This window comes from Phenylobacterium sp. (assembly GCF_004799515.1).
In the GTDB taxonomy this organism is placed as follows: Bacteria; Pseudomonadota; Alphaproteobacteria; order Caulobacterales; family Caulobacteraceae; genus Phenylobacterium.
The window spans coordinates 178,250-204,263 of sequence record NZ_SSMX01000014.1; the positions used below are offsets into that span (position 1 = coordinate 178,250).

24 protein-coding genes are annotated in these 26,014 nt (G+C 70.5%); 11 read left to right on the top strand and 13 right to left on the bottom strand.

From position 1 onward, the window contains the following. The 4 genes from E8A49_RS06680 to E8A49_RS06695 all read left to right on the top strand — a co-directional run bounded on the left by E8A49_RS06680 (position 1) and on the right by E8A49_RS06695 (position 3,000). Positions 1-777 carry a TatD family hydrolase gene (locus E8A49_RS06680; protein ID WP_293377953.1) on the top strand — a complete coding sequence of 259 codons (777 nt, stop codon included), beginning with the start codon at positions 1-3 and terminating at the stop codon, positions 775-777. Then, positions 774-1,613: an MBL fold metallo-hydrolase gene (locus E8A49_RS06685; protein ID WP_293377956.1), complete on the top strand. Its 840-nt coding sequence runs from the start codon at positions 774-776 to the stop codon at positions 1,611-1,613. The genes E8A49_RS06680 and E8A49_RS06685 overlap by 4 nt, the downstream gene beginning before the upstream one ends. Then, positions 1,610-2,209, top strand: a complete 600-nt coding sequence (locus tag E8A49_RS06690) for a phosphoribosylglycinamide formyltransferase (protein WP_293377959.1) — start codon at positions 1,610-1,612, stop codon at positions 2,207-2,209. Before E8A49_RS06685 ends, E8A49_RS06690 begins: the two co-directional genes overlap by 4 nt. 65 nt (positions 2,210-2,274) lie before the next feature. Further along, positions 2,275-3,000, top strand: coding sequence for a methyltransferase (locus E8A49_RS06695; RefSeq protein ID WP_293377962.1), 726 nt, complete (start codon positions 2,275-2,277; stop codon positions 2,998-3,000). A gap of 121 nt (positions 3,001-3,121) precedes the next feature. Here the strand turns inward: E8A49_RS06695 and E8A49_RS06700 are convergent, their stop codons facing one another. Next, entirely contained in the window at positions 3,122-3,664 is a 543-nt protein-coding gene (locus tag E8A49_RS06700; RefSeq protein ID WP_293377965.1) for a hypothetical protein, read from the bottom strand. 318 nt (positions 3,665-3,982) lie between these two features. Here E8A49_RS06700 and E8A49_RS06705 point away from each other — a divergent pair, with 318 nt between their 5' ends. From E8A49_RS06705 to mazG, 4 genes are all read left to right on the top strand, one after another. Beyond that, positions 3,983-5,995: an amidohydrolase family protein gene (locus E8A49_RS06705; protein ID WP_293377968.1), complete on the top strand. Its 2,013-nt coding sequence runs from the start codon at positions 3,983-3,985 to the stop codon at positions 5,993-5,995. Positions 5,996-6,093: 98 nt separating this feature from the next. Then, positions 6,094-6,591, top strand: coding sequence for a hypothetical protein (locus tag E8A49_RS06710; RefSeq protein ID WP_293377971.1), 498 nt, complete (start codon positions 6,094-6,096; stop codon positions 6,589-6,591). A gap of 36 nt (positions 6,592-6,627) precedes the next feature. Further along, the gene (locus E8A49_RS06715) at positions 6,628-7,293 is read left to right on the top strand and encodes a hypothetical protein (protein ID WP_293377974.1); all 666 of its coding nucleotides are present in this window, start codon (positions 6,628-6,630) and stop codon (positions 7,291-7,293) included. Between the two features lie 57 nt (positions 7,294-7,350). Further along, a complete protein-coding gene (gene mazG, locus E8A49_RS06720; protein ID WP_293377977.1) occupies positions 7,351-8,187 on the top strand; it encodes a nucleoside triphosphate pyrophosphohydrolase in 837 nt (278 codons plus the stop codon). Here mazG and hflX read toward each other — a convergent pair. The 8 genes from hflX to dusB all read right to left on the bottom strand — a co-directional run bounded on the left by hflX (position 8,184) and on the right by dusB (position 17,973). Continuing rightward, on the bottom strand, positions 8,184-9,503 hold the full coding sequence (gene hflX, locus E8A49_RS06725; protein WP_293377980.1) for a GTPase HflX: 1,320 nt from the start codon (positions 9,501-9,503) through the stop codon (positions 8,184-8,186). The genes mazG and hflX overlap by 4 nt on opposite strands. Further along, positions 9,500-9,745 (bottom strand): RNA chaperone Hfq, encoded by a 246-nt coding sequence (gene hfq / locus E8A49_RS06730; protein WP_293367327.1) that lies wholly within the window; start codon positions 9,743-9,745, stop codon positions 9,500-9,502. The genes hflX and hfq overlap by 4 nt, the downstream gene beginning before the upstream one ends. A gap of 101 nt (positions 9,746-9,846) precedes the next feature. Beyond that, positions 9,847-10,710 (bottom strand): D-amino-acid transaminase, encoded by an 864-nt coding sequence (locus E8A49_RS06735; RefSeq protein ID WP_293377983.1) that lies wholly within the window; start codon positions 10,708-10,710, stop codon positions 9,847-9,849. Next, positions 10,710-12,101, bottom strand: coding sequence for a sigma-54 dependent transcriptional regulator (locus E8A49_RS06740; protein ID WP_293377986.1), 1,392 nt, complete (start codon positions 12,099-12,101; stop codon positions 10,710-10,712). The genes E8A49_RS06735 and E8A49_RS06740 overlap by 1 nt, the downstream gene beginning before the upstream one ends. A gap of 11 nt (positions 12,102-12,112) precedes the next feature. Beyond that, positions 12,113-14,284: a PAS domain-containing sensor histidine kinase gene (locus tag E8A49_RS06745; RefSeq protein ID WP_293377989.1), complete on the bottom strand. Its 2,172-nt coding sequence runs from the start codon at positions 14,282-14,284 to the stop codon at positions 12,113-12,115. A gap of 139 nt (positions 14,285-14,423) precedes the next feature. Then, positions 14,424-15,845 carry a nitrogen regulation protein NR(I) gene (ntrC, locus tag E8A49_RS06750; protein ID WP_293377992.1) on the bottom strand — a complete coding sequence of 474 codons (1,422 nt, stop codon included), beginning with the start codon at positions 15,843-15,845 and terminating at the stop codon, positions 14,424-14,426. After that, entirely contained in the window at positions 15,842-16,969 is a 1,128-nt protein-coding gene (locus E8A49_RS06755) for an ATP-binding protein (protein WP_293377995.1), read from the bottom strand. Before E8A49_RS06755 ends, ntrC begins: the two co-directional genes overlap by 4 nt. Next, on the bottom strand, positions 16,966-17,973 hold the full coding sequence (dusB, locus tag E8A49_RS06760; RefSeq protein ID WP_293377998.1) for a tRNA dihydrouridine synthase DusB: 1,008 nt from the start codon (positions 17,971-17,973) through the stop codon (positions 16,966-16,968). Before dusB ends, E8A49_RS06755 begins: the two co-directional genes overlap by 4 nt. 100 nt (positions 17,974-18,073) lie before the next feature. On the opposite strand from dusB, the gene E8A49_RS06765 reads away from it, so the two are divergent. Further along, entirely contained in the window at positions 18,074-19,219 is a 1,146-nt protein-coding gene (locus tag E8A49_RS06765) for a bifunctional 2-C-methyl-D-erythritol 4-phosphate cytidylyltransferase/2-C-methyl-D-erythritol 2,4-cyclodiphosphate synthase (RefSeq protein WP_293378001.1), read from the top strand. Here E8A49_RS06765 and E8A49_RS06770 read toward each other — a convergent pair. Next, entirely contained in the window at positions 19,216-21,522 is a 2,307-nt protein-coding gene (locus E8A49_RS06770) for a fused MFS/spermidine synthase (protein WP_293378004.1), read from the bottom strand. The two genes, E8A49_RS06765 and E8A49_RS06770, sit on opposite strands and share 4 nt — an antisense overlap. A 121-nt stretch (positions 21,523-21,643) precedes the next feature. Here E8A49_RS06770 and E8A49_RS06775 point away from each other — a divergent pair, with 121 nt between their 5' ends. Further along, positions 21,644-22,135, top strand: coding sequence for a CinA family protein (locus tag E8A49_RS06775; protein WP_293378007.1), 492 nt, complete (start codon positions 21,644-21,646; stop codon positions 22,133-22,135). A gap of 21 nt (positions 22,136-22,156) precedes the next feature. On the opposite strand, the gene E8A49_RS06780 is transcribed toward E8A49_RS06775, so the two are convergent. The 3 genes from E8A49_RS06780 to lipA form a co-directional block, all read right to left on the bottom strand. Next, entirely contained in the window at positions 22,157-22,660 is a 504-nt protein-coding gene (locus tag E8A49_RS06780; RefSeq protein WP_293378010.1) for a hypothetical protein, read from the bottom strand. Between the two features lie 91 nt (positions 22,661-22,751). Beyond that, positions 22,752-23,231: an SRPBCC family protein gene (locus E8A49_RS06785; protein ID WP_293378035.1), complete on the bottom strand. Its 480-nt coding sequence runs from the start codon at positions 23,229-23,231 to the stop codon at positions 22,752-22,754. After that, a complete protein-coding gene (gene lipA / locus E8A49_RS06790) occupies positions 23,228-24,193 on the bottom strand; it encodes a lipoyl synthase (protein WP_293378012.1) in 966 nt (321 codons plus the stop codon). Before lipA ends, E8A49_RS06785 begins: the two co-directional genes overlap by 4 nt. Before the next feature lie 167 nt (positions 24,194-24,360). Between lipA and E8A49_RS06795 the strand changes: the two genes are divergently transcribed. Continuing rightward, complete coding sequence (locus tag E8A49_RS06795; RefSeq protein WP_293378015.1) at positions 24,361-25,917, top strand: AMP-binding protein; 1,557 nt, start codon at positions 24,361-24,363, stop codon at positions 25,915-25,917. Positions 25,918-26,014 lie beyond the last annotated feature (97 nt).

Here is a 26,014-nt window from a genome sequence, read left to right on the forward strand (position 1 = left end):
ATGCTGATCGACAGCCATGTGAACCTGCACGCGCCGCAGTTCGACGAGGACCGCGAGGCCGTGATCGACCGCGCCCGGGCGGGCGGCGTTGGCCTGATGGTCAACATCTGCGACCGGGTCTCCAACTGGGAGAAGGTCCGCGCCCTGGCCGATCAGCCGGACATCTGGGCGACGGTGGGCACCCATCCGCACGAGGCCAAGGAGGACCCGGACCTCGCGCCGGAGACGCTGATCGCGCTGGCCGCCGATCCGCGGGTGGTCGGCATCGGCGAGTGCGGCCTCGACTTCCACTATGACCTGAGCCCGCGCGAGGTTCAGGCCCAGGTGTTCCGCGCCCATGTGGCCGCGGCGCGGGAGACCGGCCTGCCGCTGGTGGTCCACACCCGCGAGGCCGACGACGTCATGGGCGACATCCTGGAAGCGGAATATGCGAAGGGGCCCTTTCGCCTGCTGATGCACTGCTACACGTCGGGACCTGAGCTGGCGCGGCGGGCCGCGGCGCTGGGCGCCTGGTTCTCGGTCTCCGGCATCGCCACCTTCAAGGCCGCCGAGGACGTGCGCGCGGTGATCGCCGACATGCCCGCCGAGCGGATCATCGTCGAGACCGACTGCCCCTATCTCGCGCCCACGCCCTACCGCGGCCGGCGCAACGAGCCGGCCTTTCTGCCGCACATCCTGGCCAAGCTGGCCGAGGTGCGCGGCTGGTCGCTGCAGGACGCCGAGGCGCGGACCGAGGACGCCTTCTTCGCCCTGTTCGACCGGATCCCTCGGCCATGAGCGGCGGGATGCTGGACTTCACCATCCTGGGCTGCGGCTCGTCCGGCGGCGTGCCGCGGGCCGACGGCGACTGGGGCGCCTGCGACCCCGCCGACGCCCGCAATGCGCGCCGGCGCTGTTCCCTGCTGGTCCGGCGCGCGGGGCGGGGACAGGGGCAGGGGCCCGAGGCGGAAACCACGCTGATCGTCGACACCTCGCCCGACCTGCGGCTGCAGACCGCCGAGGCCGGCGCAAAGCGGCTGGACGGCATCCTCTTGACCCACGACCACGCCGACCAGGTGCACGGGGTCGACGACGTCCGCGCCTTCTTCATCCGCCAGCGGGCCAAGATCCCCTGCCACATGGACGCGGCGACGGACGCCTCGATGATGCGGCGCTTCGGCTACATCTTCGAAGCCGAGGGCGGCTATCCGGCGATCTGCGAGCGGCGGCCGATCCCGGCGCACGGGACGCCCTGGGCCGTGGACGGCCCGTCGGGGGCTATCCCCGTGGTGACCTTCGACCAGGACCACGGCGGGGTGCGCTCAGTCGGCTACCGGTTCGGCGGCGTGGCCTATTCCAGCGACGTGGTGGCCCTGGACGAGCGCGCCTTCGAAGCCCTGGCCGGCCTGGACGTCTGGATCGTCGACGCCCTGCGCCACCGGCCGCACCCGACCCACGCGCATGTGGCCTTGGCGCTGGAATGGATCGCGCGGCTGAAGCCGAGGCGGGCGATCCTCACCAACCTGCACATCGACCTCGACTATGGGGCGCTCAAGGCCGAGCTGCCGCCGGGTGTGGAACCGGCCTTCGACGGCCTTTCCTTTTCACATGAACTCAGCGGCAAATTCTCGTGATTTCAAAGCCGCTTAAGCTTGGTTTCCTCGCATCCGGAAACGGCTCTAGCGCCCGCGCCATCGTGGCGGCGGCGCGGGCCGGGACCCTGGACGCCGAACCGCGCCTTCTGGTCAGCAACAACCGCAGCGCCCCCGCCCTGGCCTTCGCGGCGGAGCAGGGGATCGCGGCGCTCTCGGTCCCGACCCAGGCCGACCCACCGGCCGCCGACGCCAGGCTGGCCGAAGCCATGACGGCGCATGGAGTCGAGCTCATCGTGCTCTCCGGCTACCTGCGCGAGCTCGGGCCGCAGATCCAGGCGCGCTATGCCGGCCGTATCCTCAACATCCATCCGGGCCCGCTGCCGCAATTCGGCGGCCATGGGATGTACGGCCGCCGTGTGCATGAGGCGGTGATCGCCGCCGGCGTAGCCGAGAGCGGCATCGTCATCCATCTGGTGGACGGCGAATACGACCGAGGCCCGGCGATCGCGCGGCGCACCGTGCCCGTCGAACCCGGCGATACGGCCGAGACCCTTGAAGCCCGGGTCACCGGGCTGGAGCCGGGATTCTTCGTGGAGACCCTCAGTCGGATCGCGGCCGGCGAGATCGTCCTCTGAAGCGCGGCTTGTGCGGCGCGCACATCCGTAACAGCTTAACGGCCAACATTTCGGGAGGACAGAACATGAACCCCATCAAAGCGACAGCGGCGGCCTTGGGCCTGGCGCTGGCGATGACCGCGGCGACCGCGGTGGCGCAGACGCCGGCCGGGCCGCCGCCGGACGCGGTCAGCGACCCGTCGCTGAAGGGCCCCGACGTCGTGAAGTTCATGGGCCTCAAGCCCGGCGACAAGGTCGCCGACATCGTGCCGGGCAAGTTCGCGCGCCTGTTCAGCGTGACCGTCGGGCCGAAGGGCAAGGTCTACGCCGTTGAGGTCGCCGAGGTGGTCAAGGTCCATCCGGCCGCCTTGACCGGCATGCAGGCCCTGGCGGCCGCGGTCCCGGACAAGAACCTCGAGGTCACGTCGCCGCCGGTGAACGCCCTGGCGCTGCCCAAGGGCCTGGACGCGGTGTTCATCCGCCAGAACTACCACGATCTCTACGACCCGTTCATGGGGCCGGCCGATGTGCCGGGGTTCAACAAGGCGGTCTATGACGCCCTGAAGCCCGGCGGCGAATTCGTCATCCTGGACCACGCGGCGGCCAAGGGTTCGGGCGTCGACGCCACCAACACGTTGCACCGGATCGATCCGGACCGCGTGATCGCCGATGTCGTCAAGGCCGGCTTCAAGCTGGAGGCGCAGAGCGACATCTTCGCCAATCCGGCCGACGACCGCTCCAAGAACGTCTTCGCGCCGGGCCTGCGGGGCCAGACCGACCAGTTCCTGTTCAAGTTCCGCAAGCCGAAGTGAGGATCGGGGCCCAAGGGCGGCCCGGAACCGCCCGATGGCCTGTCTCATAATTTCCGATAATCTTCCTTAGGCGCAAAATACCGGGGCCGAGGCAGGCATGTCCCTTTCGCCGACCCCGGCCCTACTGACGTTCGGCGGCCTTGAGGATGGTCGGCGCGAGGTCGCGCAGCGACGGCGGCAACCGCATCGTGAGCATCGTCAGGCTGTTGTCGCCGTCCTTTTCCATCTTCGCGAAACCGACGATCGGCTGGCCGCTCTTCAGGAGCCGGCTGTGCGTGCCGAGGCCATCCTTCCGCGCCGGCGTCTCGAACTCGACCAGCAATGGCCTGAGGCGGACCATCCGGTCGCTCGGGTACGGCCCCTTGGGAAACTCGCGCGCCGCATCGAAGGTCTTGTCGACATCGAGCTGGTTGGCGATCACCTGCCGCACATAGGTGGCTTGGGTGGGAAAGATCCGCGCGGCGATGGCGGCGACCTCGAAGCGGCCCGAGGTGCCGCCGTCCGAGACGCTGAGCTGGATCGCGGCGCCGGACAAGCCGGGCGCGCCGGATTTCAGGAGGTCCGAGCCGTCATGCGGCTCCGGCGTGACGTACAGGCTGCTTCCGTTCGAACCGTAGAGGCCGAAGCAGTTCCAGCCCCGGGGCGCCAGCACGCCCAGAGCCACGTCCTCGCCCGCGGCGTAGAAGGCCAGCCGCCCGGCGACCGCCGCCGGAGCCCTGGGCGCGACCTTCGGCGCCGCCGGAGCCGCCTGCGGCCCGAGCTGGCCGTCCGAGCGGCAGCCTACAAACGGAACCGGGCTCGTCGCTTTTGTCTCCGGCGCCGCCCTGGAAGCACCCGCGACGCCCAGCACGGCGGCGGCGAAAGCCCCGGGTATGATCCATGACGTCCGCATATTCGCCTCACCACGCTGCGGGCTCCCGCGCCGCTACGATCTGGGATAGGCCTCATAGCGCACGAACCGCACAAAGGTGTTTCGAGACCCATGCGCCGCACCGTCCTCGCCGCCGCCATCCTCTCGCTCGCCGCCGTGGCGGGCGCGTCCCGGGCGGCGCAGGAGCACGGCCGCTACGCCACCTATTCGCTGCTGCATGAGATCGGTTCGGAGACCTACGACCTGACCGCCACGCCGGCCGGCGCCGAGATGACGGTCCGCGCCACGCTGTCCGACCGCGGCGCGACGCGGGCCAGCGCCTGGACGTTGCGGACCGGCCCGGGCTTCGCGCCGGTCGTCCTGGAGCAGAAACGCGACGGCGCGCCGGCTGACGAGGTTTGGCGCACCGAGGTCAATGGGCGCGCGGCCACCGTCGAAGAACCGAGCGGCCGCCGCGCCTTCGCCCCGCCCCCGACGGCCTACGTCGGCTTTCCGCTCATGCCGGCGGCGCTGCAGATGACCATGATGCGCTATTGGCTGGCGCACGGTCGGCCCGCGGACCTGCCGATCCTGCGCGCCAGCGACCTGGCGCCGCCGCTGGAGATCCGCCAGGCCGGCGTGGACAAGGTGAAGCTGCCGTCCGGCGCTGCGCGGCTGACCCGCTACACGGTGGCCAACCTGCTGTTTGGGCGCGAGGTCCTGTGGATGGACGCCCAGGGCCGCCTCGCCGCGGTCATGACCTTCGCCGGCGGCCTGCCGCAGGAGCAGGTGCTGGAGGCCTATCGTCCGGCCTTCGACGCGCTGGTGGCCAGCGGCGTGCGCCAGGAGATGGCCGACCTCGATGAGCTGGACCGCCAGGTCCGCCCCGAGGCGACCGGGACCTTCGCCATCGTGGGCGCGCGGCTGATCGACGGGACCGGCGCGGCGCCGATCGCCGATTCGGTGGTGCTGGTGCGGGACGGCCGGATCGCGGCGGTTGGCGCGCGAGGCGCCGTCGCCCTGCCCGCCGGCGTCAAAGTCGTTAACGCCGCGGGCCTGTCGGTGCTGCCGGGCCTCTGGGAGATGCACTCGCACTACTCCGGCGTGGAGTTCGGCCCGGCGCTGATGGCGGCGGGCGTGACGACGGCGCGCGACTGCGGCGGCGAGTTCGGCTTCCTGACCGCCGTGCGGCGCAAGATCGACCGGGAGCATGCGCTGGGCCCGCGCCTGCTGCTGGCCGGCTTGATCGACTCCGGCGGTCCCCTCGGCTTCGGCGCCGTCGACGCCGAGACCCCGGCGGAAGGCGTCGCCGCCGTGGACCGCTACGCCGACGCCGGCTTCCTGCAGATCAAGGTCTACACCCAGATCCAGCCGGACGTGCTGAAGGCCATCGCCGCCGAGGCGCACCGGCGCGGCCTGACGGTCACCGGCCATGTGCCGGCCGCGGTCGACGCCTTCGGCGGCATCGCCGACGGCATGGACCAGATAAACCACCTGCAGTTCGTCACCCGCGCCATGCTTCCGGAAGGCTCCAACGGCCCGGTCGATCTCTCAAGCGATCGCGCCAAGAAACTGATCGCCTTGATGAAAGAGCGCCAGATCGTGATCGATCCCACCGAGGGCTGGGGCGAGATGGGCGGCCATCCGAAGGCGGTCAGCGCGCGGACCTTGGAGCCCGGCCTGGACGCCGCGCCCTTCACCCTGGCCTCAAAGTTCGAGGCGATGGGCGGCCCCGGCGACGCGGCGGGCCTACGCGCGCGGATCGCCGCCAACGGCCGGGTGATCAAGGCGCTCTATGACGCCGGCGTGCCCATCGTGGCCGGCAGCGACACCGGCCTGATCGGCTATGGAATCGACCGCGAGCTGGAGCTCTACGTCGCCGCCGGCCTGCCGCCGATGGCCGCGATCCAGACGGCGACCCTCGGGGCAGCGCGGGCCATGCGGCTCGACAAGGACTCCGGCTCGGTGGAGGCCGGCAAGCGCGCCGACCTGGTGCTGGTGGAGGGCGACCCGCTGGCCAACATCAGCGACCTGCGCCGGGTGGTGAAGGTGGTGCGGGCCGGCGAACTCTACGACAGCGCCGCCCTGGGCCGCAGCGTGGGCTTCCACCGCACCCACGGCCCGGTCCCGCCGCACGGGGCGTGAGGTCGCGGCTCCTTTTCACAGGCGCGGGCTGTTCGGCGCTTGCGCGGCGCGAGGGACAACCTACCTTGAGCGTGAGGGCGAGACTGAAGAGGATCACCATGCGGATCGTCACCATCGCCGCGGCGGGTCTGTTGGCCACGGCCGCCATCGCCACCCAGGCCGCCGCCACGCCCGCGGACATCTCCGTCGTCGTCGGCGCGAAGCTGCAGGCCAAGGCGCAGGAAACCCTGGGCGTGCGCGAGGTCGACGACCTCGCCCAGCAGCTTCGCAAGAACGTCGCCGAACGGCTCGCCAAGTCCAATGCCTATGACGGGGCGCGGATCGAGCTGGTGCTGGTGGACGCCAAGCCGAACCACCCGACCTTCAAGCAGCTTTCCGACAACACCGGGCTGTCCCTGCGCAGCTTCGGGGTCGGCGGCGCCACCATCGAGGGCCGCGCGGTCTCGCCCGACGGCCAGGTGACCCCGCTGCGCTACAGCTACACCGAGCCGGACATCCGCTTCGCGCGCGGCAACAGCACCTGGGGCGACGCGGAACAGACCTTCCAGATGTTCGCCGACCAACTCGGTCACGGCAAGGCGCCGAACGACCGCTAAGGCGCGGCGACAAAGTCGTTTTTTCATCGGGGCGCCATGCGGCTGAAGTTCGAGACGGCCGGTTTGCGGAGCGCCCTGCTCGGGGTCGTGGCCTTGGGCGGCTTTGTGGCCGCGCCCTGGGCGCAGGCGGCTGTCGATCCGCAGGACGGAAAGGCCGCTTCCGGCGCCGCCGTCATCGCCGATCGCCCGGCGACCGTCGATGAACTCGAGGTGGTGGCTCACCCGCCCTGCCTGCCTCCGAAGGTGGTGGAAAAGGGCGGCGGCTACCCCAAGGTGGTCAGCACCTATCCGCGTCAGGACCAGGCGGTGCGCCAGGGCCTCTTGATCATGCGGGTGACCTTCGACCGGCCGATGAGCTGTTCGGGCTCCTTCACCGCGGAAGGCCAGAACCCCTGCCCCAGCGAGGCGCAGAACTTCCTGATGAGCCTCGACCGCAGGACGATCCGCGTGGCCTGTTTCGTGGAGCCCGGGAAACATTTCACTTTCTGGCTCAACCCCGTGACCGGCCAGACCTCACCGCCCCTGCCGCTGTTCATGAGCCTCCAGGGGCGGGCTGTGGCGGCGTATCGGATGACCTTCACGACGTCGAGGGAACCGCCCATCCAGACCATTCCGGAGGCGCTGTCGGCCGATCCGGAGACGGTGCTGGCGGACGTCTACCGCCCCGAGCCGAAGGCCGAGGCGGACGACCCGCGGCCCTGAGCTCGAGCGCGCGGCGCGGCCTTGCCAGCCTCCGCGGCGCAGGGTCTCATCGGCGCCATGACCCGCCCAGCCCCGCCCGAGACGCTCGCGCCCATCGACCGGCTGCTGGCGATCATGGCACGGCTGCGCGACCCCGCGGACGGCTGCCCCTGGGATCTGGAGCAGAGCTTCGCCACCATCGCGCCCTATACGGTGGAGGAAGCCTATGAGGTCGCCGATGCGATCGAGCGGAACGACCTTGCCGACCTGAAGGACGAGCTGGGCGACCTGCTGCTGCAGGTGGTGTTCCACGCCCGGATGGCCGAGGAACAGGGCGCCTTCGCCTTCGACGACGTGGCCCGCGCGATCAACGACAAGATGGTCCGCCGCCATCCGCACGTCTTCGCCGAGGAGACCTATGGCTCGCTGGCCGAGCAGAAGCAGGGCTGGGAGACGCTGAAGGCGGCCGAGCGGGCCCGGAAGGACGGGGCGAAGGGTCGCGTTGCCTCCCTGCTGGACGACGTGCCAGTGGGCCTGCCGGCGCTCACCCGGGCGGTGAAGCTCTCCCGGCGCGCGGCCGGCGTCGGCTTCGTCTGGCCGACCGTCCAGGACGTCATGGCCAAGCTGCACGAGGAGGTCGGCGAGCTGGAGGCCGAGATCGCCGCCGGCGACCTGGAGAAGGCCCGCCAGGAGCTGGGCGACGTGCTGTTCGTGGTGGCCAACCTGGCGCGCACCCTGGAGGTCGACCCGGAGGACTCCCTGCGCTTCACCAACGCCAAGTTCCAGCGCCGCTTCCAGTACATCGAGGCGCGCCTGGCGGAGCGCGGCAAGACGCCGGACCAGTCGGACCTGGCCGAGATGGACGCGCTCTGGGACGAGGCGAAGGCGGCGGAGAAGGCGGCCGCCGACGGCTAGCGCCCCCGCACTTCCGCCCCCGGGAATTGCTGCTCGAACTGGCCCAGGGCCTGGGCTGACAGGCTGACGGCCAGGCGGACCGTGCCGTCCTTGCCGTCGTGGCGCTGCAGCACGCGGCCGTGGCGATAGAGCCAGGCGATGGCCGCGCCCTCGCCCACCGGGGTGTAGACGTCCACCGGCGGCGCTTCGTCCACCAGGCCGGCCACCGCCTCCAGCAGGGCTTCGCAGCCCGCACCGGTGACCGCCGAGACCGGCAGGGCCGGCGGATGGGCGCGGCGCGCATCGCCCTCGACCGTAGCGCGGGCGTCCGGGGGCACGAGGTCCAGCTTGTTCCAGACCTCCAGGATGTTGCGCTCCTCCATGTCGACGCCGAGGCGGTCGAGCACGGTGCGCACGTCGGCGGCCTGGGCGGCGCTCTCGTCGCTGGCGATATCGCGGACGTGCAGCACGACGTCGGCCTCCTTCACCTCCTCCAGGGTGGCGCGGAAGGCCTCGACCAGCTCGTGCGGCAGGTCGGAGATGAAGCCCACGGTGTCCGACAGGATCGCCGGGCGGCCATCGGGCAGCTTCAGCATCCGGAGCGTTGGGTCGAGGGTGGCGAACAGCATGTCCTCAGCCACCACCTCGGCCTCGGTCAGGCGGTTGAACAGCGTCGACTTGCCGGCGTTGGTGTAGCCCACCAGCGCCACCGTCGGATACGGATGCCGCTTGCGCGCCGAGCGCTGCAGGGTGCGGGTGCGGCGCACCTCGATCAGCTCGCGCTTCAGCTTGCCGATCTTCTCGGCCAGCAGCCGGCGGTCGGTCTCGATCTGGGTTTCGCCCGGGCCGCCCATGACGCCGAAGCCGCCGCGCTGGCGCTCCAGGTGGGTCCAGGTGCGCACCAGGCGCGAGCGCTCGTAGGACAACCGGGCCAGCTCGACCTGCAGGCGGCCCTCCCGGGTGCGGGCGCGGCGGGCGAAGATCTCGAGGATCAGGCCGGTGCGGTCGATGACCTTCACCTGCCAGGCCTTCTCCAGGTTGCGCTGCTGCACTGGGGTGAGGGCGTCGTCGACGATGGCGACGTCGGCGTGGGTCAGCTCGGCGAGGTGGCCGATCTCCTCGACCTTGCCCTTGCCGAACAGGGTGGCGGGCGTGCGCTGGCGCAGGTGCGCGACCAGGGTCTCGCGAACCTCCAGGTCGAGCGCGAGCGCCAGGCCGACCGCCTCTTCCAGGCGCGCCTCAGGGCCGCGGGAAGAGCTGCGCCCTTCCCGGTCGGGATGGATGACGATGGCGCCCTGGACCGGCGCCTCGCGGTCAACGAGCTTGGAGGAACTCAATCGCTCTCGTCTTCGCCGGGCTCATAGAGCTGAACAGGTTGCGCCGGCATGATGGTGGAGATGGCGTGCTTGTAGACAAGTTGGGACTGCCCGTCACGGCGGAGCAACACGCAGAAGTTGTCGAACCAGCTGACCACGCCCTGCAGCTTCACGCCGTTGACCAGGAAGATGGTGAGCGGCGTCTTCGACTTGCGCACGCTGTTCAGGAAGGTGTCCTGCAGGTTCTGTTTCTTTTCGCTCATGGCTTTTCGCCTCTTGTTTTCGTTTCGGGCGACCAAGGCGCGCCCACACACGGAAGTTAGCTAGACCGGGATCGGCGACGGGCGCAATCGCCTAGGTTGACCTAGATGGCCGTCGCCTTCGCCTGCTCGATATAGAGACGCCGGAGCCTCGCCGCCACCGGTCCCACCTTTCCGTCGCCCACGGGACGGCCATCCACGGTCACCACCGGCAGCACGAGGCTGCCCGCGCCGGTGATGAAGGCCTCCTGCGCGGCGAGGGCGTCCGCCGGGGTGAAGGGCCGCTCTTCGACCTCCAGGCCTTCGGCGCGGATCACGTCGAGCAGGGTCAGGCGGGTGACGCCGCGCAGGATGTTGGCGTTGGTGTCGCGGGTGCGTAAGCGGCCATCGGCGTCGACGATCCAGGCGTTGGACGACGCGCCTTCGGTGACGAAGCCCAGGTCGTCGACGAACCAGGCCTCGACGGCGCCGGCCGCCCTCGCCTTCTGCTTGGCGAGCGCATTGGGCAGCAGGCCCACGGTCTTGATGTCGCAGCGGCCCCAGCGGTTTTCCGGCGTGGTGACGACGCCCACGCCCTTGGCCGCGCGGGCCTCGCTGGCGGCGAGGTCGGTGCGGCTGACGGTGATCACCACGGCGGGCCGGACCGGCGGGTTCGGGAAGGCGTGGTCGCGCGGGGCGACGCCGCGGCTCACCTGCAGGTAGACGAGGCCGTTCAGGACCCGGTTGCGGCGCACGGCCTCCTTCAGCACCAGGGTCAGGGCCGCGCGGCTCATCGGCATGTCGATGGAGAGTTCGCCGAGGCTGCGCTTCAGGCGCGCGAAGTGGCCCTCCGGGTCGGCCAGCTTGCCGCCGAACAGGGCCCAGACCTCATAGACCGCGTCGGCCAGCTGGTAGCCGCGGTCCTCGATGTGGACCATCGCCTCGCCGTGCGGGACGAAGCGGCCGTTGACGTAAGCGATGCGGCCCATCAGGCGACGTCTTCCTCCAGGGCGCGCGCGCCCGACAGCCCCAGGGACTTCAGCTTGCGGTGCAGGGCTGAGCGCTCCATGCCGATGAAGGCGGCGGTGCGCGAGATGTTGCCGGAGAAGCGCAGCATCTGGGCGTTGAGGTACTCGCGCTCGAACACCTCGCGGGCTTCGCGCAGCGGCAGGGCGATCATCCGCTCGGCGCCCAGGCTGACCGCCTGGTCGGTGACCATGGCCTCGGCCGGCAGCATGCCCGCGGTGATCGGCTCGGCGGGCGAGCCCGAGGCCAGGATCAACATCCGCTCCACATTGTTGCGCAGCTGGCGCAGGTTCCCCGGCCAGGCGCGGACCTGAAGCGTTGCGAGCGCATCGTCGGCGAGGCGGCGGCGCGGCATGCCGGTGGCCTCGCTGATCCGCTCGATGAAATATTCGACGAGTTCGGGGATGTCCTCGCGCCGTTCCGCCAGGCCCGGCACGTTCACCGGCACCACGTTCAGGCGATGGAACAGGTCTTCGCGGAAGCGGCCGCCGGCGATCTCCTCGCGCAGGTCGCGGGAGGTGGAGGAGACCACGCGCACGTCCACCTGCACGTCCTGGTCGCCGCCGACCCTTCGGAAGCTCTGGTCCACCAGCACCCGCAGGATGCGCCCCTGCGTCTCGCGCGGCATGTCGGCCACCTCGTCGAGGTAGAGGGTGCCGGCGTGGGCGCGTTCGAAGACGCCGATCTTGGCCGGGCGGCCGTCGCCGCTCTCCTGGCCGAACAGCTCCACGTCCATGCGCTCGGGCGTCATGCCCGCCGCGCTGATCGGCACGAACTCGCCGCGCGCGCGGCCCGAGGCGGCGTGGATCAGCCGCGCCACAGTCTCCTTGCCCGAGCCCGGCGGGCCGGAGATCAGCACCCGGGAATTGGCCCCGGCCAGCTTGGTGATCATCTGGCGAAGCTGCTGGGCGGGCATGGAGCGGCCGGTCATGCCGTCGGGCATGATCGCCTGGGTGCGCAGCCGCCGGTTCTCGCGCCTGAGGCCCACGGCCTCCAGCGCACGCTCCACCACCAGCAGCAGGCGGTCGGACTTGAACGGCTTCTCCAGGAACTCGTAGGCGCCGCGCTTGATGGCCGAGACGGCGGTCTCGATGTTGCCGTGGCCGCTGATCATGATCACCGGCAGGTCGGCGTCGAGCGCCTTGACCATGTCCAGCAGCTCCAGCCCGTCCATGCCGCCGCCGGCCATCCAGATGTCGAGGATCAGCAGGGCGGGCTTGCGGGCGCGGATCGCCGCCAGGGCGGATTCCGAATCGTTGGCCGTGCGCACCGCATAGCCTTCGTCGGCGAGGATCCCCGCCACCAGTTCGCGGATATCGGCCTCGTCGTCGACCACCAGCACATCGGACGCCATCGTCTAGTCCTTCACGCGGAAACGGTTGCAGATTTCGGCGCGGGCCGGGCGCGCGCCGAGGAGGGAGGAAGACGCAAGGTGGCGAGCGCGCCGGGCCCTTCGCGGGCGTCGGTGAGCTCCAGTTCGCCGCCGTGGTCTTCCAGGATGCGTTTGACGATGGCGAGGCCCAGGCCGGTGCCCTTTTCGCGCGTCGTCACATAGGGTTCGGTAAGACGGTCGCGGTCCTTGGCGGGCAGGCCCACGCCATTGTCCTCGACCTCGAAGGCCACGCCCGCTTCGTCGGAGATCAGGCGCGCCCGGATCCAGCCCTTCTCGGCCCTGGCCATGCGCCGCGCGGCCACCGCCTCGGCGGCGTTCTTCAGGATGTTGGTCAGCGCCTGGGTCAGCATCCGCTCGTCGGCCAGCACACGAATCTCGGGAATCGGCTCCAGCAGCTCCACGTCGATCTCCGGGCTCGCCACCCGCTGGGCGAAGACCGCGGCGCGGATCAGCTCCGAGGCGTCCTGGTCGGCGAACTTCGGCGCCGGCATGCGGGCGAAGGCGGAGAACTCGTCGACCATGTTCCGGATGGCGTCGACCTGGCGGATTATGGTGTCGTTGCAGCGGTCGAAGGTCTCGAGCTCGGCGGTGGCGATGTCCTTGCGGTACTTCTTGCGCAGGCGCTCGGCGGAAAGCTGGATCGGGGTCAGCGGGTTCTTGATCTCGTGGGCGATGCGGCGGGCGACGTCGCGCCAGGCGGCGTTGCGCTGGGCGGCGACCAGGCGGGTGATGTCGTCAAAGGTCAGCACCAGGCCATCCTCGATGCGGCTGACCCGCACCCGCAGGCGCCGCGTCTCGCGGCCCCGCGCCACGTCGACCTCTTCTTCCGTCTCCTCGCGGCCGGCCTGGGCGACGACGGCGGCCAGCTCCGGCGCCACCTCGGAAAGCTTGCGGCCGAAGCCGGGGCCTGCGAGCCCCAGCAACAGCTGGGCCTGGCGGTTGGCGGCGGAGATGCGGTCCTCGGCGTCCAGGCCGATGACGCCGGCGCTGACTTCGGTCAGCACGGTCTCGATGAACTGACGCCGCCGCTCGGCCTCCTCGTGGGCAGTTCGGATCGCCACCTGCTGAACCTGAAGATCGTGCGTCATACTGTTGAAAGCACGCGACAAGACGGCGATCTCTTCAGGATCGTTCCTAGCGTCCACCCGGGCGTCGAGATCGCCGGCCGCCACTTTGCCCGCCGCCTGCACCAGCCGCGCGACGGGTCCCGAAATGGCGTTGGCGGCGCCAAAGCCCAGCCACACCGCCCCCACCAGCACCAGGAGCGCGGTCTCGGCATAGCTGAGGGCGAAGATGGTCTGGATCTTCTGCCGGTTCCCGGCCGCGTCGCGGTAGGCGACCAGGCTGGCCTCCGCGCCCAGCAGGTCGGCGACGATTCCTTTCTGCACGGGGCGGACCACATAGAGATAGGCGTCCGGATAGCTGCGGAGCCGGTAGAGCGCGCGCCAGGCGTCGCCGCACTTGACGTTGCAGACCCAGATCGTCCCGGCCTGGTCGGCCGCCTTGAGGCTGGAGGGCGGCAAGAGGGTGAAGGGCGGCGCCTGTTGCGCCTCGGCCCGCGCCAGCAACCGCCCGTCTCGGTCGATGAGATAGGCGGCCATGAAGCCGTTCCGCTCGGCCTCGGCGGCCAAGAACTGGTTGAAGGTGATCGGGCTCGCCTCCAGGCCCGGCGCATAGCGGTTCAGGTCGCCCGCCATCAGCGCGATGTGGTCCTGGATGTACTGGCTCTGCTCGCCGACATAGGAACGGGCCGCCGTGGCGGAATTCTCCACCACGGTCTTCACCCGGATCGAGAACCAGTTGTCGACGCCGCGGCTGACCAGCACGCCGTAGAAAAGGGCCACGACGATGGCCGGCAGCAGAGCGGCCATGGCGAACAGGGTGACGAATCGCACCTGCAGCCGCGCGCCGGCGTCGCGCTCCCGCGCCTCCAGGAGGGCGGCGAACCGCAGGAACACCACCAGGGTCAGCGCCGCGATCAGCACCAGGTTGAAGCCCAGCACCGTCAGGATCAGGTCGCTGGCCGGCCCGAGAGGCCCCGTCGAGGGCGGCGAGGCGGCGAGCAGGATCGCCACGCCGGTGAGCAGCGCCGCCAGGCCGTAGCCGCAGCCCAGCAGCACGCGCGACTGTAGCGCCTGCCACACACGGCCGGCGCCGGCCCGAGCCAGCCATTGTCGAAGATTCAAGGCCATGACCCGAGGGAGCCTAAGCGACTGTGCCCCAAACTCAACAGCCTTGTTGCAAGGATGCGTCACGTCGCCGCGTGGCGTCCGCCGAGGGCGGTTAGCGCCGGCCGCGCTGCATCTCCACGCCGAGGTCGGAGATCTTCTTGCGCAGGGTGTTGCGGTTGAGGCCGAGGATCTCGGCGGCGCGCACCTGGTTGCCGCGGGTGGCCGAGAGCGTCAGCTGGATCAGCGGCCGCTCCACCTCCTCCAGCACCCGGTCGTAGAGGCCGGCGGGCGGCAGGCCGTCGGGCTGGTCGGCGAAGTAGCTGGAGAGCTTGCGCTCCACAAGCTGGGCCAGGGTGGCGGGGCCCTCGTCGCCCTGGACCACCGGCTGCTGGTCGGCGAGCTCGCGCTCGATGATCCGGGCGGTGATCAGGTCCTCGCCGTAGAGGGCGCAGATGCGGCGGACCAGGTTCTCCAGCTCGCGGACGTTGCCGGGCCACGCATGCTGCTTCAGCCGGTCGAGGGCGGCGGCGTCGATGGTCTTGGACGGCAGGCCCTCGCGGTTGGCGCGCAACAGGAAGGCGCGCGCCAGGTCGGGGATGTCATCCGGCCGGTCGCGCAGCGGCGGCAGGCGCAGCGGGGCCACGTTCAGGCGGAAGAACAGGTCCTCGCGGAACAGGCCCTCGCGGATCAGGCCGCGCAGGTCGCGGTTGGTGGCGGCGATGATCCGCACGTTGGGCCTGCGGCCGGTCTTGGGGTTCAACGCCGGCTCGGAGCCGTCGATGACCCGCAGGAGGCGGGTCTGGGCGTCGAGGGGCATGTCGCCGATCTCGTCCAGGAACAGGGTGCCGCCGTCGGCGTCGACCAGCTTGCCGACCTCGCCGTCCTCCTTGCCGAACAGCTCGGCCTCGACCCGCTCGCGCGGCACGGCGGCCAGGTTGATGGTGACGAACTTGCCGTCGCGCCGGCGGCCCATGTCGTGCAGGGCGCGGGCGACGAGCTCCTTGCCGGTGCCGCTCTCGCCGGTGATCAGCACGGTCAGGTCCGCGCCCACCAGGCGGGCGATGGTGCGGTAGACCTCCTGCATCGGCCCGGAACGGCCGATCAACGGCAGGCGGTCGTCGCGCACCGCCCTCGCCTGCGCCCGCGCGGCTTCCGGGTCGGCGGGCCGCGAGAGCGCGCGCCGGGCGGCGGCGGTCATGTCGTCCAGGTCGAAGGGCTTGGGGATGTAGTCGAAGGCCCCGACCTCGGCGGCGTTCACCGCGGTGATCAGGTTGTTCTGCGCGCTCATCACGATGATCGGCAGCTTCGGCCGTTCCTTGCGGATACGCGGCAGGACGTCGAAGACGTTCTCGTCGGGCATGACCACGTCGGTGACCACCAGATCGCCCTCGCCTTCGGAAACCCATTTCAGGAGGGTCGCGGCGTTGCCGGTGGCCCGGACCTGGTAGCCCAGTCTGGTGAAGGCCTGGGACAGCACCAGGCGGATCGAGGCGTCGTCGTCGGCGATCAGGATCTTCTTGCTCGCGGCGTTCATGCCGGGACGTCCTCTTCGGAAGCGATAGGCAACAGGACCCGGAACACGGTCCGACCGGGCTCGGATTCGAAGTCGAGCAGGCCGCCGTGGGCGGCGACCAGCTTGGTGACCAACGCCAGGCCCAGGCCTACGCCATTGGCCTTCGAGGTCACGAAGGGTTGGAACAGGTGCTCGCGCAGGTGGTCGGGCACGCCCGGGCCATTGTCGATCACCCGCACTTCCAACGGCGCGCCGCGCAGGGTCTGGCCCTTGGCGGCGCGGACGCGGACGCCGTGCCGGTAGGCCGTGGTGATGCTGATCGCGCCGCGCCCGTCGCCGCGGGCGTGGGCGGCCTCGGCGGCGTTCTTGACCAGGTTCAGGAAGATCTGGATCAGCTGGTCTTCGTCGCCCAGCACCGGCGGCAGCGAGGGATCGTACTGCTCGCGCAGGCTGAGGCCGTCGGCCACGCCGTTGGCGGCCAGCGCCCGCACCCGGTCCAGCACCTGGTGGATGTTCAGCGGGGTCTTCGACGGCAGGGCGTCGTCGGAGAAGGCCTCCATGCGGTCGACCAGCCGGCGCACGCGGTCGGTCTCGTCGACGATCAGCTGGGCCAGCGGCGCGTCCTCGGCCTTGGCCCCGGATTTCAACAACTGAGCCGCGCCGCGGATGCCGGCCAGCGGGTTCTTGATCTCGTGCGCCAGCATGCGGCCCAGGCCCACGATGGAGCGCAGGCCGCCGGCCACCTCGGCCCCGGCGCGCTCATGGCCCAGGCCGTGGTGGTGGCGCACGCTCAGCGTCAGCAGCACCGAGCCGTCGCCGAGCGGCGCGGCCGCCCCGTCCGCCTCGAAGGGGGCGAGACCGAAGAGGGTGATCTGCACGCCGCGCTCGCGCACCGGCGTCTGTTCCTCGACAGCCCGGGTCAGGAGCGAGACCAGGGCCGAGCCCGGCGGCAGGGCGGCGCTGAACCGGCCGCGGGCCAGCAGGCCGAGGCCCTGGCCGAACAGGGCCTCGGCGGCCTCGTTGACCGCCACCAGCGCGCCGTCGGCGTCCACCACCAGGGCCGGATCGGGGCTGAGGTCGAAGGCCGCCGACTTCAGGGCGAAGACGTCGACGCCGAGGGACTGTGGAAGCGTGCGCCAGCTCATGCCGCCAGCCTCCGGTCCGGCTGGGTCCAGAGCGTCGCGAGGCCGGCTTCGACCTGACGGGGATCCTCCAGCCGGCAGAGCTCGCCCCTCGCTTGCCGCCGCGCCTCGGCGTTCGCCGGCCAGGGCGCCTGCTCGACGTAGGAGGCCAGGTGCTTGCGGAAGATACGCAGGCCCAGGCGGTCGCCGTAGAACCTGAGCGAATCCTGGAAATGGTCGAGGGCGATGGCCAGGCGGGTCTCGGCGTCGGGTTCGTCGAAAGCGTGGCCCTCGAGCTCGGCCTCGATCTGGGCGGCGATCCAGGGCCGGCCATAGACGCCGCGGCCGACCATGACGCCGTCCGCGCTTGAGACGTCCAGGGCCGCGCGGGCGCTTGCCCCGTCGACGATGTCGCCGTTGACGATCACCGGCACGCTGACGGCGTCCTTCACCGCGCGGACGGCGGCCCAGTCGGCCTTGCCCTTGTAGAACTGGCAGCGGGTTCGGCCGTGCACGGTGACGCCGGCGACGCCCAGGGCCTCGGCGCGCGCGGCGATGTCAGGGGCGTTCTTCGAGGCGTCGTCCCAGCCCAGGCGCATCTTCACGGTGACCGGCACGTCGACGGCTCCGATCGCCGCCCCGATCAGCGCCATGGCCAGCTCCGGTTCGCGCATCAGGGCCGAGCCGCACTGGGCGCCGGTGACTTCCTTGGCCGGACAACCGAAGTTGAGGTCGATGATCCCGGCCCCCGCCGCCGTGGCCATCCGCGCGCCCTCGGCGATATGGACCGGATCGCGGCCGACCAGCTGGACCACCATGAGCGGCAGGCCCTCGCCCACCGCCGCGCGGCGCACGACGTCGGGCCGGCCCTTGGAGAGCTCGGCGCAGGCGACCATCTCGGTGGCCACATAAGGCGCGCCGAGCCGGCTCGCCGCACGGCGGAACGGCAGGTCGGAGACCCCGGTCATCGGCGCGATCCAGACGCGGCCGCCGACGTCCACATCGTTAAGCTTGAGCGCACTGCTCATTTTATAATCATCCCCACCGCTAGCTTTTTAGGCACTTTGTGCGCTGCGGTAAAGCCCGCCTGAACTGGACAAGCGCAACCACGGCCTTAAACAGCGGCGCATGAGTTTTTCGGCGGTGGTGGTGGCGGCGGGCGAAGGCCTGCGGGCGGGTCCAGGCGAGCCCAAGGCCTGGCGGATGCTGGGGGGCCGGCCGGTGCTGCGCTGGTCGGTGGAGGGTCTTCTCTCCGCCGGCGCGCGCGAGGTGGTGATCGTCGTGGCCCGCGACCGGCTGGGCGCGGTGGACGAGGCGCTGGCGGGCCTGACCGGCTGGCGGGCGGTGACCGGCGGCAAGACGCGGGCCGATTCCGTGCAGGCGGGGCTGGCGGCGTTGACCTGCGGCAAGACCCAGCCGGTGCTGGTGCATGACGCGGCGCGGCCGTTCGTCACACGGGCGCATGTGGACCGCCTGTTGGCCGCCCTCGACGTGGCCGACGGCGCGGTGCCCGCCCTGCCCGTTCCAGACACCCTGAAGCGCGGCGAAGGCCTGGTGGACGAGACGGTCAGCCGCGAGGGCCTGTGGCGCGCCCAGACCCCGCAGGCCTTCCGCTTCGGCAAGCTGAAGGCCGCCTACGCCCGCTGGCCGGCCAACGAGGAACCGACCGACGACGCCCGGGTGGTGGAGCGCGCCGGCGGCAGCGTGGCCATGGCGCCCGGCGATCCCATGCTGATGAAGCTGACCTATCCTGAGGACTTCCTGATGGCCGAACAGCTGGCGGCCTCGCGCCGCATCGTGCGCACCGGCTTCGGGGTCGACGCCCACCGCTTCGGGCCCGGCGACGTGGTCTGGCTGGGCGGCATCCGCATCCAGCACGACCTGGGCCTGATCGGCCATTCCGACGCCGACGTTGGCCTGCACGCGCTCACCGACGCGGTCCTGGGCGCGGTGGCCGAGGGCGACATCGGCCAGCACTTCCCGCCCTCCAACCCCAAGTGGAAGGGGGCGTCCTCCGACCAGTTCCTGCGGCACGCCGTGGGGCTGGTGCAGGCCAAGGGCGGGCGGATGATCAGCGCCGACCTCACGCTGATCTGCGAGCGGCCGAAGATCGGGCCGCACCGCGACGCCATGCGCGCCCGCATCGCCGAGCTGCTGGGCCTTCCCATCGACAGGGTCAGCGTCAAGGCCACCACCACGGAGGGCATGGGCTTCACCGGCCGCGAGGAAGGCCTGATGGCCCAGGCGGTGGTGAACGTGGAAACGCCGGTCTAGCCCTCGCTGTTGGGGTCCAGCTTCTGCAGCAGGCGCCGCCACAGCGCGCCGGCCAGGTTGGTGTAGTCGTCGGTCCAGGGCCGCACATGGCCGGCGTCGGTCAGCTTCCAGCGGCTATCGGCCATGAAGGGCGCGAGCGCCGCGCGGGACCTGGCGATGATCACCGCGTTCTCCGGCGAGGGCCAGCCGCCCCGGTCCTGGCCGGGCTTGGGCCGATAGTGCTGGATCAGCGCCGCTCCGCCCACCGCCTTGGCCACCGCCTGCGCGGGACCGTCGAGGTCGAGGTTGCGGTTCGACAGGTGCAGGATCAGCACGCCGTTCGGCGTCAGGTGGGTCATGTAGCCGGCCACCGCCTGCTCGGTCAGCAGGTGGGTCGGCACGGCGTCCGACGAAAAGGCGTCGATCAGGAGGATGTCGAAGACGCCCGTGGGCTGCTTCGCCAGGGTCAGGCGCGCATCGCCCAGGACGTAGTCCACCGGCCCCTTGGCGCAGCGGGTGGTGTAGGCGAAGTGCCGCGGGTCGCTGGAGATGCGGATCACCAGCGGGTCGATCTCGAAGAAGGTCAGCCGGTCGCCGGCGCGCACGTAAGCCGAGACCGAGCCGGTGCCGAGCCCGACGGCGCCGATCCGCAAGTGCGGCTGGACCTTCTGCTCGGCCAGGAACACCTGCCCGATCGGGCTGGAGTTGGCGTAGTACACCAACGGATTGCACCGCCAGCGCGGCGTCAGGGCCTCGGCGCCGTGGAGGGTGGTGCCATGGCTCAGCATCCGCGTGGGCCCGCCCAGCGCCGGCACCTGGGTCTCGCCTTGCCGCAGCACGCCGAAGAAGCTGCGCCAGGTGTGGCTGGTGTCGGTGCGGTCCGCCGCCGCCTCCGCCCCGACCCAGAGCACGATGATCATCGCCAGGAACATCAGCCCGTCGCGGCGGACCATGTAGGCGGCGATGACGCCGGCGCCGATGCAGGCCTTCACGCCCAGGTCGAACAGGTCCGCCTGGGTGAAGCCGGCAAACACCACCTTCGTGTAGATGTGCGGCGCCACGAAGTGGTTGAGGATGGGCATGGCCACCCCCGCGAGGATCCCGACGATGAACATGGTCCAGGTCAGGGCGTCGAACTTGGTGTCGCCCCAGGGCCGCACGACGGCGGCCGCCACCATCACCAGCGGATATTCCCAGACGTTGTCGAAGATCACCGGCGCCAGGAAGGCGTTGAAACTGCCCCCGATCACCCCGCCCAGGGACATCCAGAAATAGAACTCGGTCAGCCGCTCCGGCGGCGGCCGGCGGGCGACCAGGGCCTGGTGGCACATCAGCGCCGTGAAGAAGAAGGCCCCCAGATTCACCGGTAGCAAGAGGGCGAAGGGGCTGGCATGGAACGGCAGCAGCGCCAGGCAGATCGCCACGAAGGCCGCCTGCAGGACCAGGGTCACGTCCTTGGGGATCGCCGGCCGGGCCTGGAAGGCGACGATGAAGGTCAGGAGATAGAGCGCAAGGGGCAGCACCCAGAGGAAGGGCGCGGAGGCGACGTCGGTGGTGATGTAGGTGGTCACCCCCAGCATCAGGCTGGACGGGATCGCCGCCAGGGCCGTCCAGGTCAGGCGCTGTCGCCAGGAGGTCGGTGGCGTGCCTTCGGCGGCCTGCGGTTGCGCCGCCGTTGGGCCGGCGGCGCCGGCTCGGATCACCATCACCGCGAGGCCGGCCATCAGCAGCGCGAAAGCCAGGTAGCCGCCGGTCCAGCCGAACCGCTGGGCTGAGAGCGTCAGCCCGGGCTCGACGATGAGCGGATAGGCCAGGAGCGCCAGAAGGCTGCCGAGGTTGGAGGCGGCGTAGAGGACGTAGGGCTCGGCGCCTTCCCGCTCGCCGAACACGCGGGCGTGCCAGGCCTGCACCATGGGCGCGGTGGCCGAGAGCACCGCGAAGGGCGCGCCGATGGAGACTGCCAGCACGCCCAGCAGCCACAGCGCCGGGTGGTTCGACGACGGCGGCCCGATCAGCTCGTTGATCCGCAGCGGCAAGGCCAGCGCGGCGGCGATCATGGCGACCGCGTGCACGGCGGCCTGCGCCTTCAGCGAGCGCAGCCGCTGCAGGGCGTGGGCATAGCCGTAGCCGACCAGGAGCGCGGTCTGGAAGAAGGCCAGGCTGGTGTTCCACACCGACGGGCTGCCGCCCAGCCTCGGCAACACCAGCTTGGCCACCATCGGCTCGACCATGAACACCAGGGCGGCGCTGGCGAACACGGTCACGGCGAAGAGGGCGTCGGACGGCCGCGGACGGCTCGCCGCGTCGGGCGCGAGGGTCGTCATGTCAGGCCGGCTCTCCCTGGGCGGCGGTCCGACGGCGCGCGCCGTGAATCGCCTTGAACGTGCAGCCTATCCGATGCTCTGGTCCAGTAAGCCGTTCATGTGCGCCTGGAGAGCCCCGCCGATGTTTTCGCTGGAGATCGTGACGTTGGCGCGCCTCTTGGTCGACGAGGCCCGCGAGCGGTCCCTGCGCATCGTCACCGCCGAAAGCTGCACCGGCGGCCTGGTGGCCGGCGCGATCTGCCAGGTAGCCGGCGCGTCGGACGTCTTCGAGCGCGGCTTCGTCACCTATTCCAACCGCGCGAAGCAGGAGCTGCTGGGCATTCCCGGCGACCTGATCGCCGACCTGGGCGCGGTGTCGGAGCCCGTGGCGCGGATGATGGCCGAGGGCGCCCTGGAGAACTCCAACGCCCATGTGGCGGTGGCGATCACGGGTGTGGCCGGCCCGGGCGGCGGCACGCCGATGAAGCCGGTAGGCACGGTGCATATCGCCACGGCGCGCACCAACCACGGCCTGCAGCACCGCCAGGAATTCTTCGAACTGGACGAGCGGATCGAGATCCAGCTGGCGTCCGTGCAATCGGCGCTGGAGATGCTCCGCGACCGGATGACCTAGCGCGGCGGGCGTCGCGGGCGCTCAGGCCGCGGTCTGCTGCGACGGCGCGCGGCCCGGGGACATCAGCTTGAGCAGGCTCTCGTCGCCGTAGGCGTTGCGATAGAGCGCCACCAGCGGCGTCAGGATCAACAGGCTCTCGACCATGCAGGCCCCGGCCACCGCGGCCAGCATCACCGCATCGGCCGCCCCGCTGTTCAGCCCGCTGCTGAAGGACCCCACGCGGGCCAGGAACTTCGGGACGGCGTCCTCGAACAGCACCGCGTTGCCGAGCGTGATCGGACGCCAGAACACCGAGACGAACAGCAGGCCCTTCCAGCTGTTCTTCGGCAGGTTGATGTGGCGATAGGCCGCCGACCACAGGCCGATGATGGCGATCGGCGTGAAGATCACCATATCGATGAGATCGATCGCGGAGGTATGCTGGATCCGCGCCAACGCCCCGGGCAAGCCCGTCGCGAATATCACCAGATAGATGACCGCGTAGATCCTGAGGAACAACAGCACCCAGGCAACTCCTTCGCCCATGTATTAGGCTGGAGTCTTAACCCCGCGCGTTGCAAACCCGCTAACAAGCATAGTGAAGGTGATATCCACCAAGTTTAGGCCGGAACCCGCCTCAGTCGCTCCGGGTCTCCGTCGCCTGCGCGCCCCCATACAGCGCCTTCGCGCGGGCCTCGAAACAGGTCATCAGCCGCTCCACGGCGTGGGCGAAATTGGCCGTCAGCAGGGCTTCCAAGAGGCGCGACTTGAACTGGAAGTCGATGTCGAACTCCACCCGCGTCCCGCCGCCCTCGCCCGCCTCGAAGAACCGCCAGCGGTTGGCCAGGCGCTTGAAGGGCCCGGCCAGCAGGGTGACGTCGATCTGCCGCGCGCCGGCGTCGCGGCGCACCCGGGTGGAGAACCGCTCCTTCAGGAAGCTGAAGCCGACGCCGGCCTCGGCGTCGAGGGTCTCCACGCCCTCGCCCAGGTCGCGGGCGTTCCAGGTGCGCATCGAGGTGATCCAGGGCACGAACTCGGGATAGCGCGTGACGTCGCCCACCAGGGCGAACAGCTGGTCCGGGGCGTAGGGCAGGTGCTTGGAGACGTGGTGCTTCAGGCGCGCTGCTCCTGCGCGGCGCGGGCGGCCTGCAGGCGGGCGAAGTCCTCGCCGGCGTGGTGCGAGGAGCGGGTCAACGGGCTCGCCGCCACCATCAGGAAGCCCTTGGCCCGGGCGATCTCCTCATAGGCGCGGAATTCGTCGGGATGGACGAAGCGGTCGATGGGCGCGTGGCGGCGCGTCGGCTGCAGGTACTGGCCGATGGTGATGAAGTCGACGCCGGCGGAGCGCATATCGTCCATGACCTGCATGACCTCCTCCTTGCTCTCGCCCAGGCCGACCATGACGCCGGACTTGGTGAACTGGGCGGGATCGCGCTCCTTCACCCGCTCCAGCAGGCGCAGCGAATGGTAGTAGCGCGCGCCCGGCCGGATGGAGAGGTAGAGCCGCGGCACGGTCTCCAGGTTGTGGTTGAAGACGTCGGGCTTGGCGTCGATCACCGTGTAGGCCGCCTCGACCGGCTTGCGCAGGAAGTCCGGCGTCAGGATCTCGATGGTGGTCAGCGGCGCGGCGGCGCGGATGGCGGCCACCACGGCGGCGAAGTGCCCTGCCCCGCCGTCGGCCAGGTCGTCGCGGTCCACCGAGGTGATGACCACGTGCTTCAGCCCCATCTTGGCCACAGCGTCGGCGACGCGGGCGGGTTCGGTGGGATCCAGCGGTTTGGGCTTGCCGGTCGCGACGTTGCAGAAGGCGCAGGCCCGCGTGCAGACCTCGCCCATGATCATCATGGTGGCGTGGCTCTTCGACCAGCACTCCCCGATGTTCGGGCAGGCCGCCTCCTCGCAGACCGTGACCAGGCCGTTGGCCTTCACGATGTCGCGGGTGGCGTTGTAGCCGGCCGAGCCGGGCGCGCGCACCCGCAGCCAGTCGGGTTTGCGTAAGAGCGGCGTCTCGGGGTTCGTCTGCTTTTCCGGGTGACGCGGCCGAACCGCGCCGGAGAGGTTGTCGATGACCACGGCCATGGCCCCTAGATCGGCGGTCGCGGCCTTCGGATCAAGCCGTAGTTCCCAGCGCGGCGCGGAGCGTCACAGTCGGAGCGCGCGGGTTCACGCTCCGTAACCAATCTTTTCATCCGTGTGACCAGCCGATAGGCTCGCTGTAACGAAAAAAGATTGGGAGGCCGTAGCTCTTGTCGCGCACCTTCGACGCCCGCCAGGCCCAGACGACGCTGTTCGACGCCTTGATCGCGGCGCGCCAGACCTACGGCGGCAAGAAGCCGATCCTGGAAGACCAGGAACGCAACCCCCTGAGCTACACCGATCTGATCCGCGCCGCCTTCGCGCTGGGCCGCAAGATCGCGGCCATGACCAAGCCGGGCGAGCGGGTGGGCGTCATGCTGCCGGCCAGCTCGGCCGCGGCGGTGACCTTCTTCGCCCTGCATGCCTTCGGGCGGACCCCCGCGATGCTCAACTTCACCGCAGGCATCCGCAACCTGAAGGCCGCCTGCGAGCTGGCCGGGGTGAAACGGGTGCTGACCTCCCACCGCTTCGTCGAACAGGGCAAGCTGCACGACCTGATCGACGCGCTGGAGACCCTGACCGTCGTCACCTACCTGGAGGACGTGCGCGCCACGGTGGGGACCGCCGACCGCCTGTTCGCCGCGGCCGCCGGGGCCTTCCCCAAACAGTTCCGAGCAGCCGGCAGGCCCTCCGACCCCGGCGTGATCCTGTTCACCTCCGGCAGCTTCGGCGCGCCCAAGGGCGTCGTGCTGAGCCAGGCCAACCTGATGGCCAATGTGCTGCAGGTGGCCGCCCACATCCCGCTCAATCCGGACTGGGTGTTCTTCAACCCCCTGCCGACCTTCCACTGCTTCGGCCTGACCGCCGGCGTGCTGCTGCCGATCATGACCGGCATGAAGGCCTTCCAGTACCCCTCGCCGCTGCACATCAAGCAGATCCCGCCGCTGATCAAGGACACAGGCGCCTCGGTCCTTTTGGCCACCGACACCTTCGTGAACCAGTACGCCCGCTCGGCGCAGCCCGGCGAACTCTCCGGCCTGGAGTTCATCGTCTGCGGCGCGGAGAAGGTGCGCGAGGAGACCCACAACCTGATCGCCGAGCGGTTCGGCGGCGTGCCGGTGCTGGAGGGCTACGGCGCGACCGAGGCCTCGCCGGTGATCGCGGTGAACAAGCCCCTGGACAACCGCCGCGGCACCGTGGGCGGCCTGGTGCCCGGCATGGAGGCGCGGCTGGAGCCGGTGGAGGGCATCCCCGGCGGCGGCAAGCTTTATGTCCGCGGACCCAACATCATGGCCGGTTACCTGACGCCCGGCGGCGGCGTGGAGCACCCGGTGGACGGCTGGCACGACACCGGCGACGTGGTCTCCATGACCCCCGACGACTGGATCAGGATCCTGGGCCGGGTGAAGCGCTTCGCCAAGGTGGGCGGCGAGATGGTCTCCCTCACCGCGGCGGAGGACCTGGCCTGCGCGGTCTGGCCCGACGCCCGGCACGCCGTGGTCTCCATGCCCGACCCGAAGAAGGGCGAGCGGCTGATCCTGGTCACCGACTGGCGCGACGCCGACGCCGGCCCGCTGATCGCCCACGCCCAGTCGATCGGCGCGCCGGAGATCGCCGTGCCGCGCAAGATCATCAAGGTCCAAGAAATCCCGGTCCTCGGCACCGGCAAGACCGACTACGTGGCCCTGCAACGCATCGTCGACGCCGAGCTGCGCCGGGCGGCCTAGGTGTCGAAGCTACGAAGGTTGTTCACCCGGGATCGGGTTGAGAGAGTGGGGTTGCGAAGCTCCAACCTCTAACCGGGAGACCCCGGATGAACGTCCA

Bases quoted from the DNA above. Each gene is read 5' to 3' on its own strand.
- E8A49_RS06680 (WP_293377953.1), top strand. From the start codon at position 1: ATGCTGATCGACAGCCATGTGAACCTGCACGCGCCGCAGTTCGACGAG.
- E8A49_RS06685 (WP_293377956.1), top strand. From the start codon at position 774: ATGAGCGGCGGGATGCTGGACTTCACCATCCTGGGCTGCGGCTCGTCC.
- E8A49_RS06695 (WP_293377962.1), top strand. From the start codon at position 2,275: ATGAACCCCATCAAAGCGACAGCGGCGGCCTTGGGCCTGGCGCTGGCG.
- E8A49_RS06705 (WP_293377968.1), top strand. From the start codon at position 3,983: ATGCGCCGCACCGTCCTCGCCGCCGCCATCCTCTCGCTCGCCGCCGTG.
- E8A49_RS06710 (WP_293377971.1), top strand. From the start codon at position 6,094: ATGCGGATCGTCACCATCGCCGCGGCGGGTCTGTTGGCCACGGCCGCC.
- E8A49_RS06715 (WP_293377974.1), top strand. From the start codon at position 6,628: ATGCGGCTGAAGTTCGAGACGGCCGGTTTGCGGAGCGCCCTGCTCGGG.
- mazG (WP_293377977.1), top strand. From the start codon at position 7,351: ATGACCCGCCCAGCCCCGCCCGAGACGCTCGCGCCCATCGACCGGCTG.
- hfq (WP_293367327.1), bottom strand. From the start codon at position 9,745: ATGAGCGAAAAGAAACAGAACCTGCAGGACACCTTCCTGAACAGCGTG.
- E8A49_RS06735 (WP_293377983.1), bottom strand. From the start codon at position 10,710: ATGGGCCGCATCGCTTACGTCAACGGCCGCTTCGTCCCGCACGGCGAG.
- E8A49_RS06740 (WP_293377986.1), bottom strand. From the start codon at position 12,101: ATGGCGTCCGATGTGCTGGTGGTCGACGACGAGGCCGATATCCGCGAA.
- ntrC (WP_293377992.1), bottom strand. From the start codon at position 15,845: ATGAACGCCGCGAGCAAGAAGATCCTGATCGCCGACGACGACGCCTCG.
- E8A49_RS06755 (WP_293377995.1), bottom strand. From the start codon at position 16,969: ATGAGCTGGCGCACGCTTCCACAGTCCCTCGGCGTCGACGTCTTCGCC.
- dusB (WP_293377998.1), bottom strand. From the start codon at position 17,973: ATGAGCAGTGCGCTCAAGCTTAACGATGTGGACGTCGGCGGCCGCGTC.
- E8A49_RS06765 (WP_293378001.1), top strand. From the start codon at position 18,074: ATGAGTTTTTCGGCGGTGGTGGTGGCGGCGGGCGAAGGCCTGCGGGCG.
- E8A49_RS06770 (WP_293378004.1), bottom strand. From the start codon at position 21,522: ATGACGACCCTCGCGCCCGACGCGGCGAGCCGTCCGCGGCCGTCCGAC.
- E8A49_RS06775 (WP_293378007.1), top strand. From the start codon at position 21,644: ATGTTTTCGCTGGAGATCGTGACGTTGGCGCGCCTCTTGGTCGACGAG.
- E8A49_RS06780 (WP_293378010.1), bottom strand. From the start codon at position 22,660: ATGGGCGAAGGAGTTGCCTGGGTGCTGTTGTTCCTCAGGATCTACGCG.
- lipA (WP_293378012.1), bottom strand. From the start codon at position 24,193: ATGGCCGTGGTCATCGACAACCTCTCCGGCGCGGTTCGGCCGCGTCAC.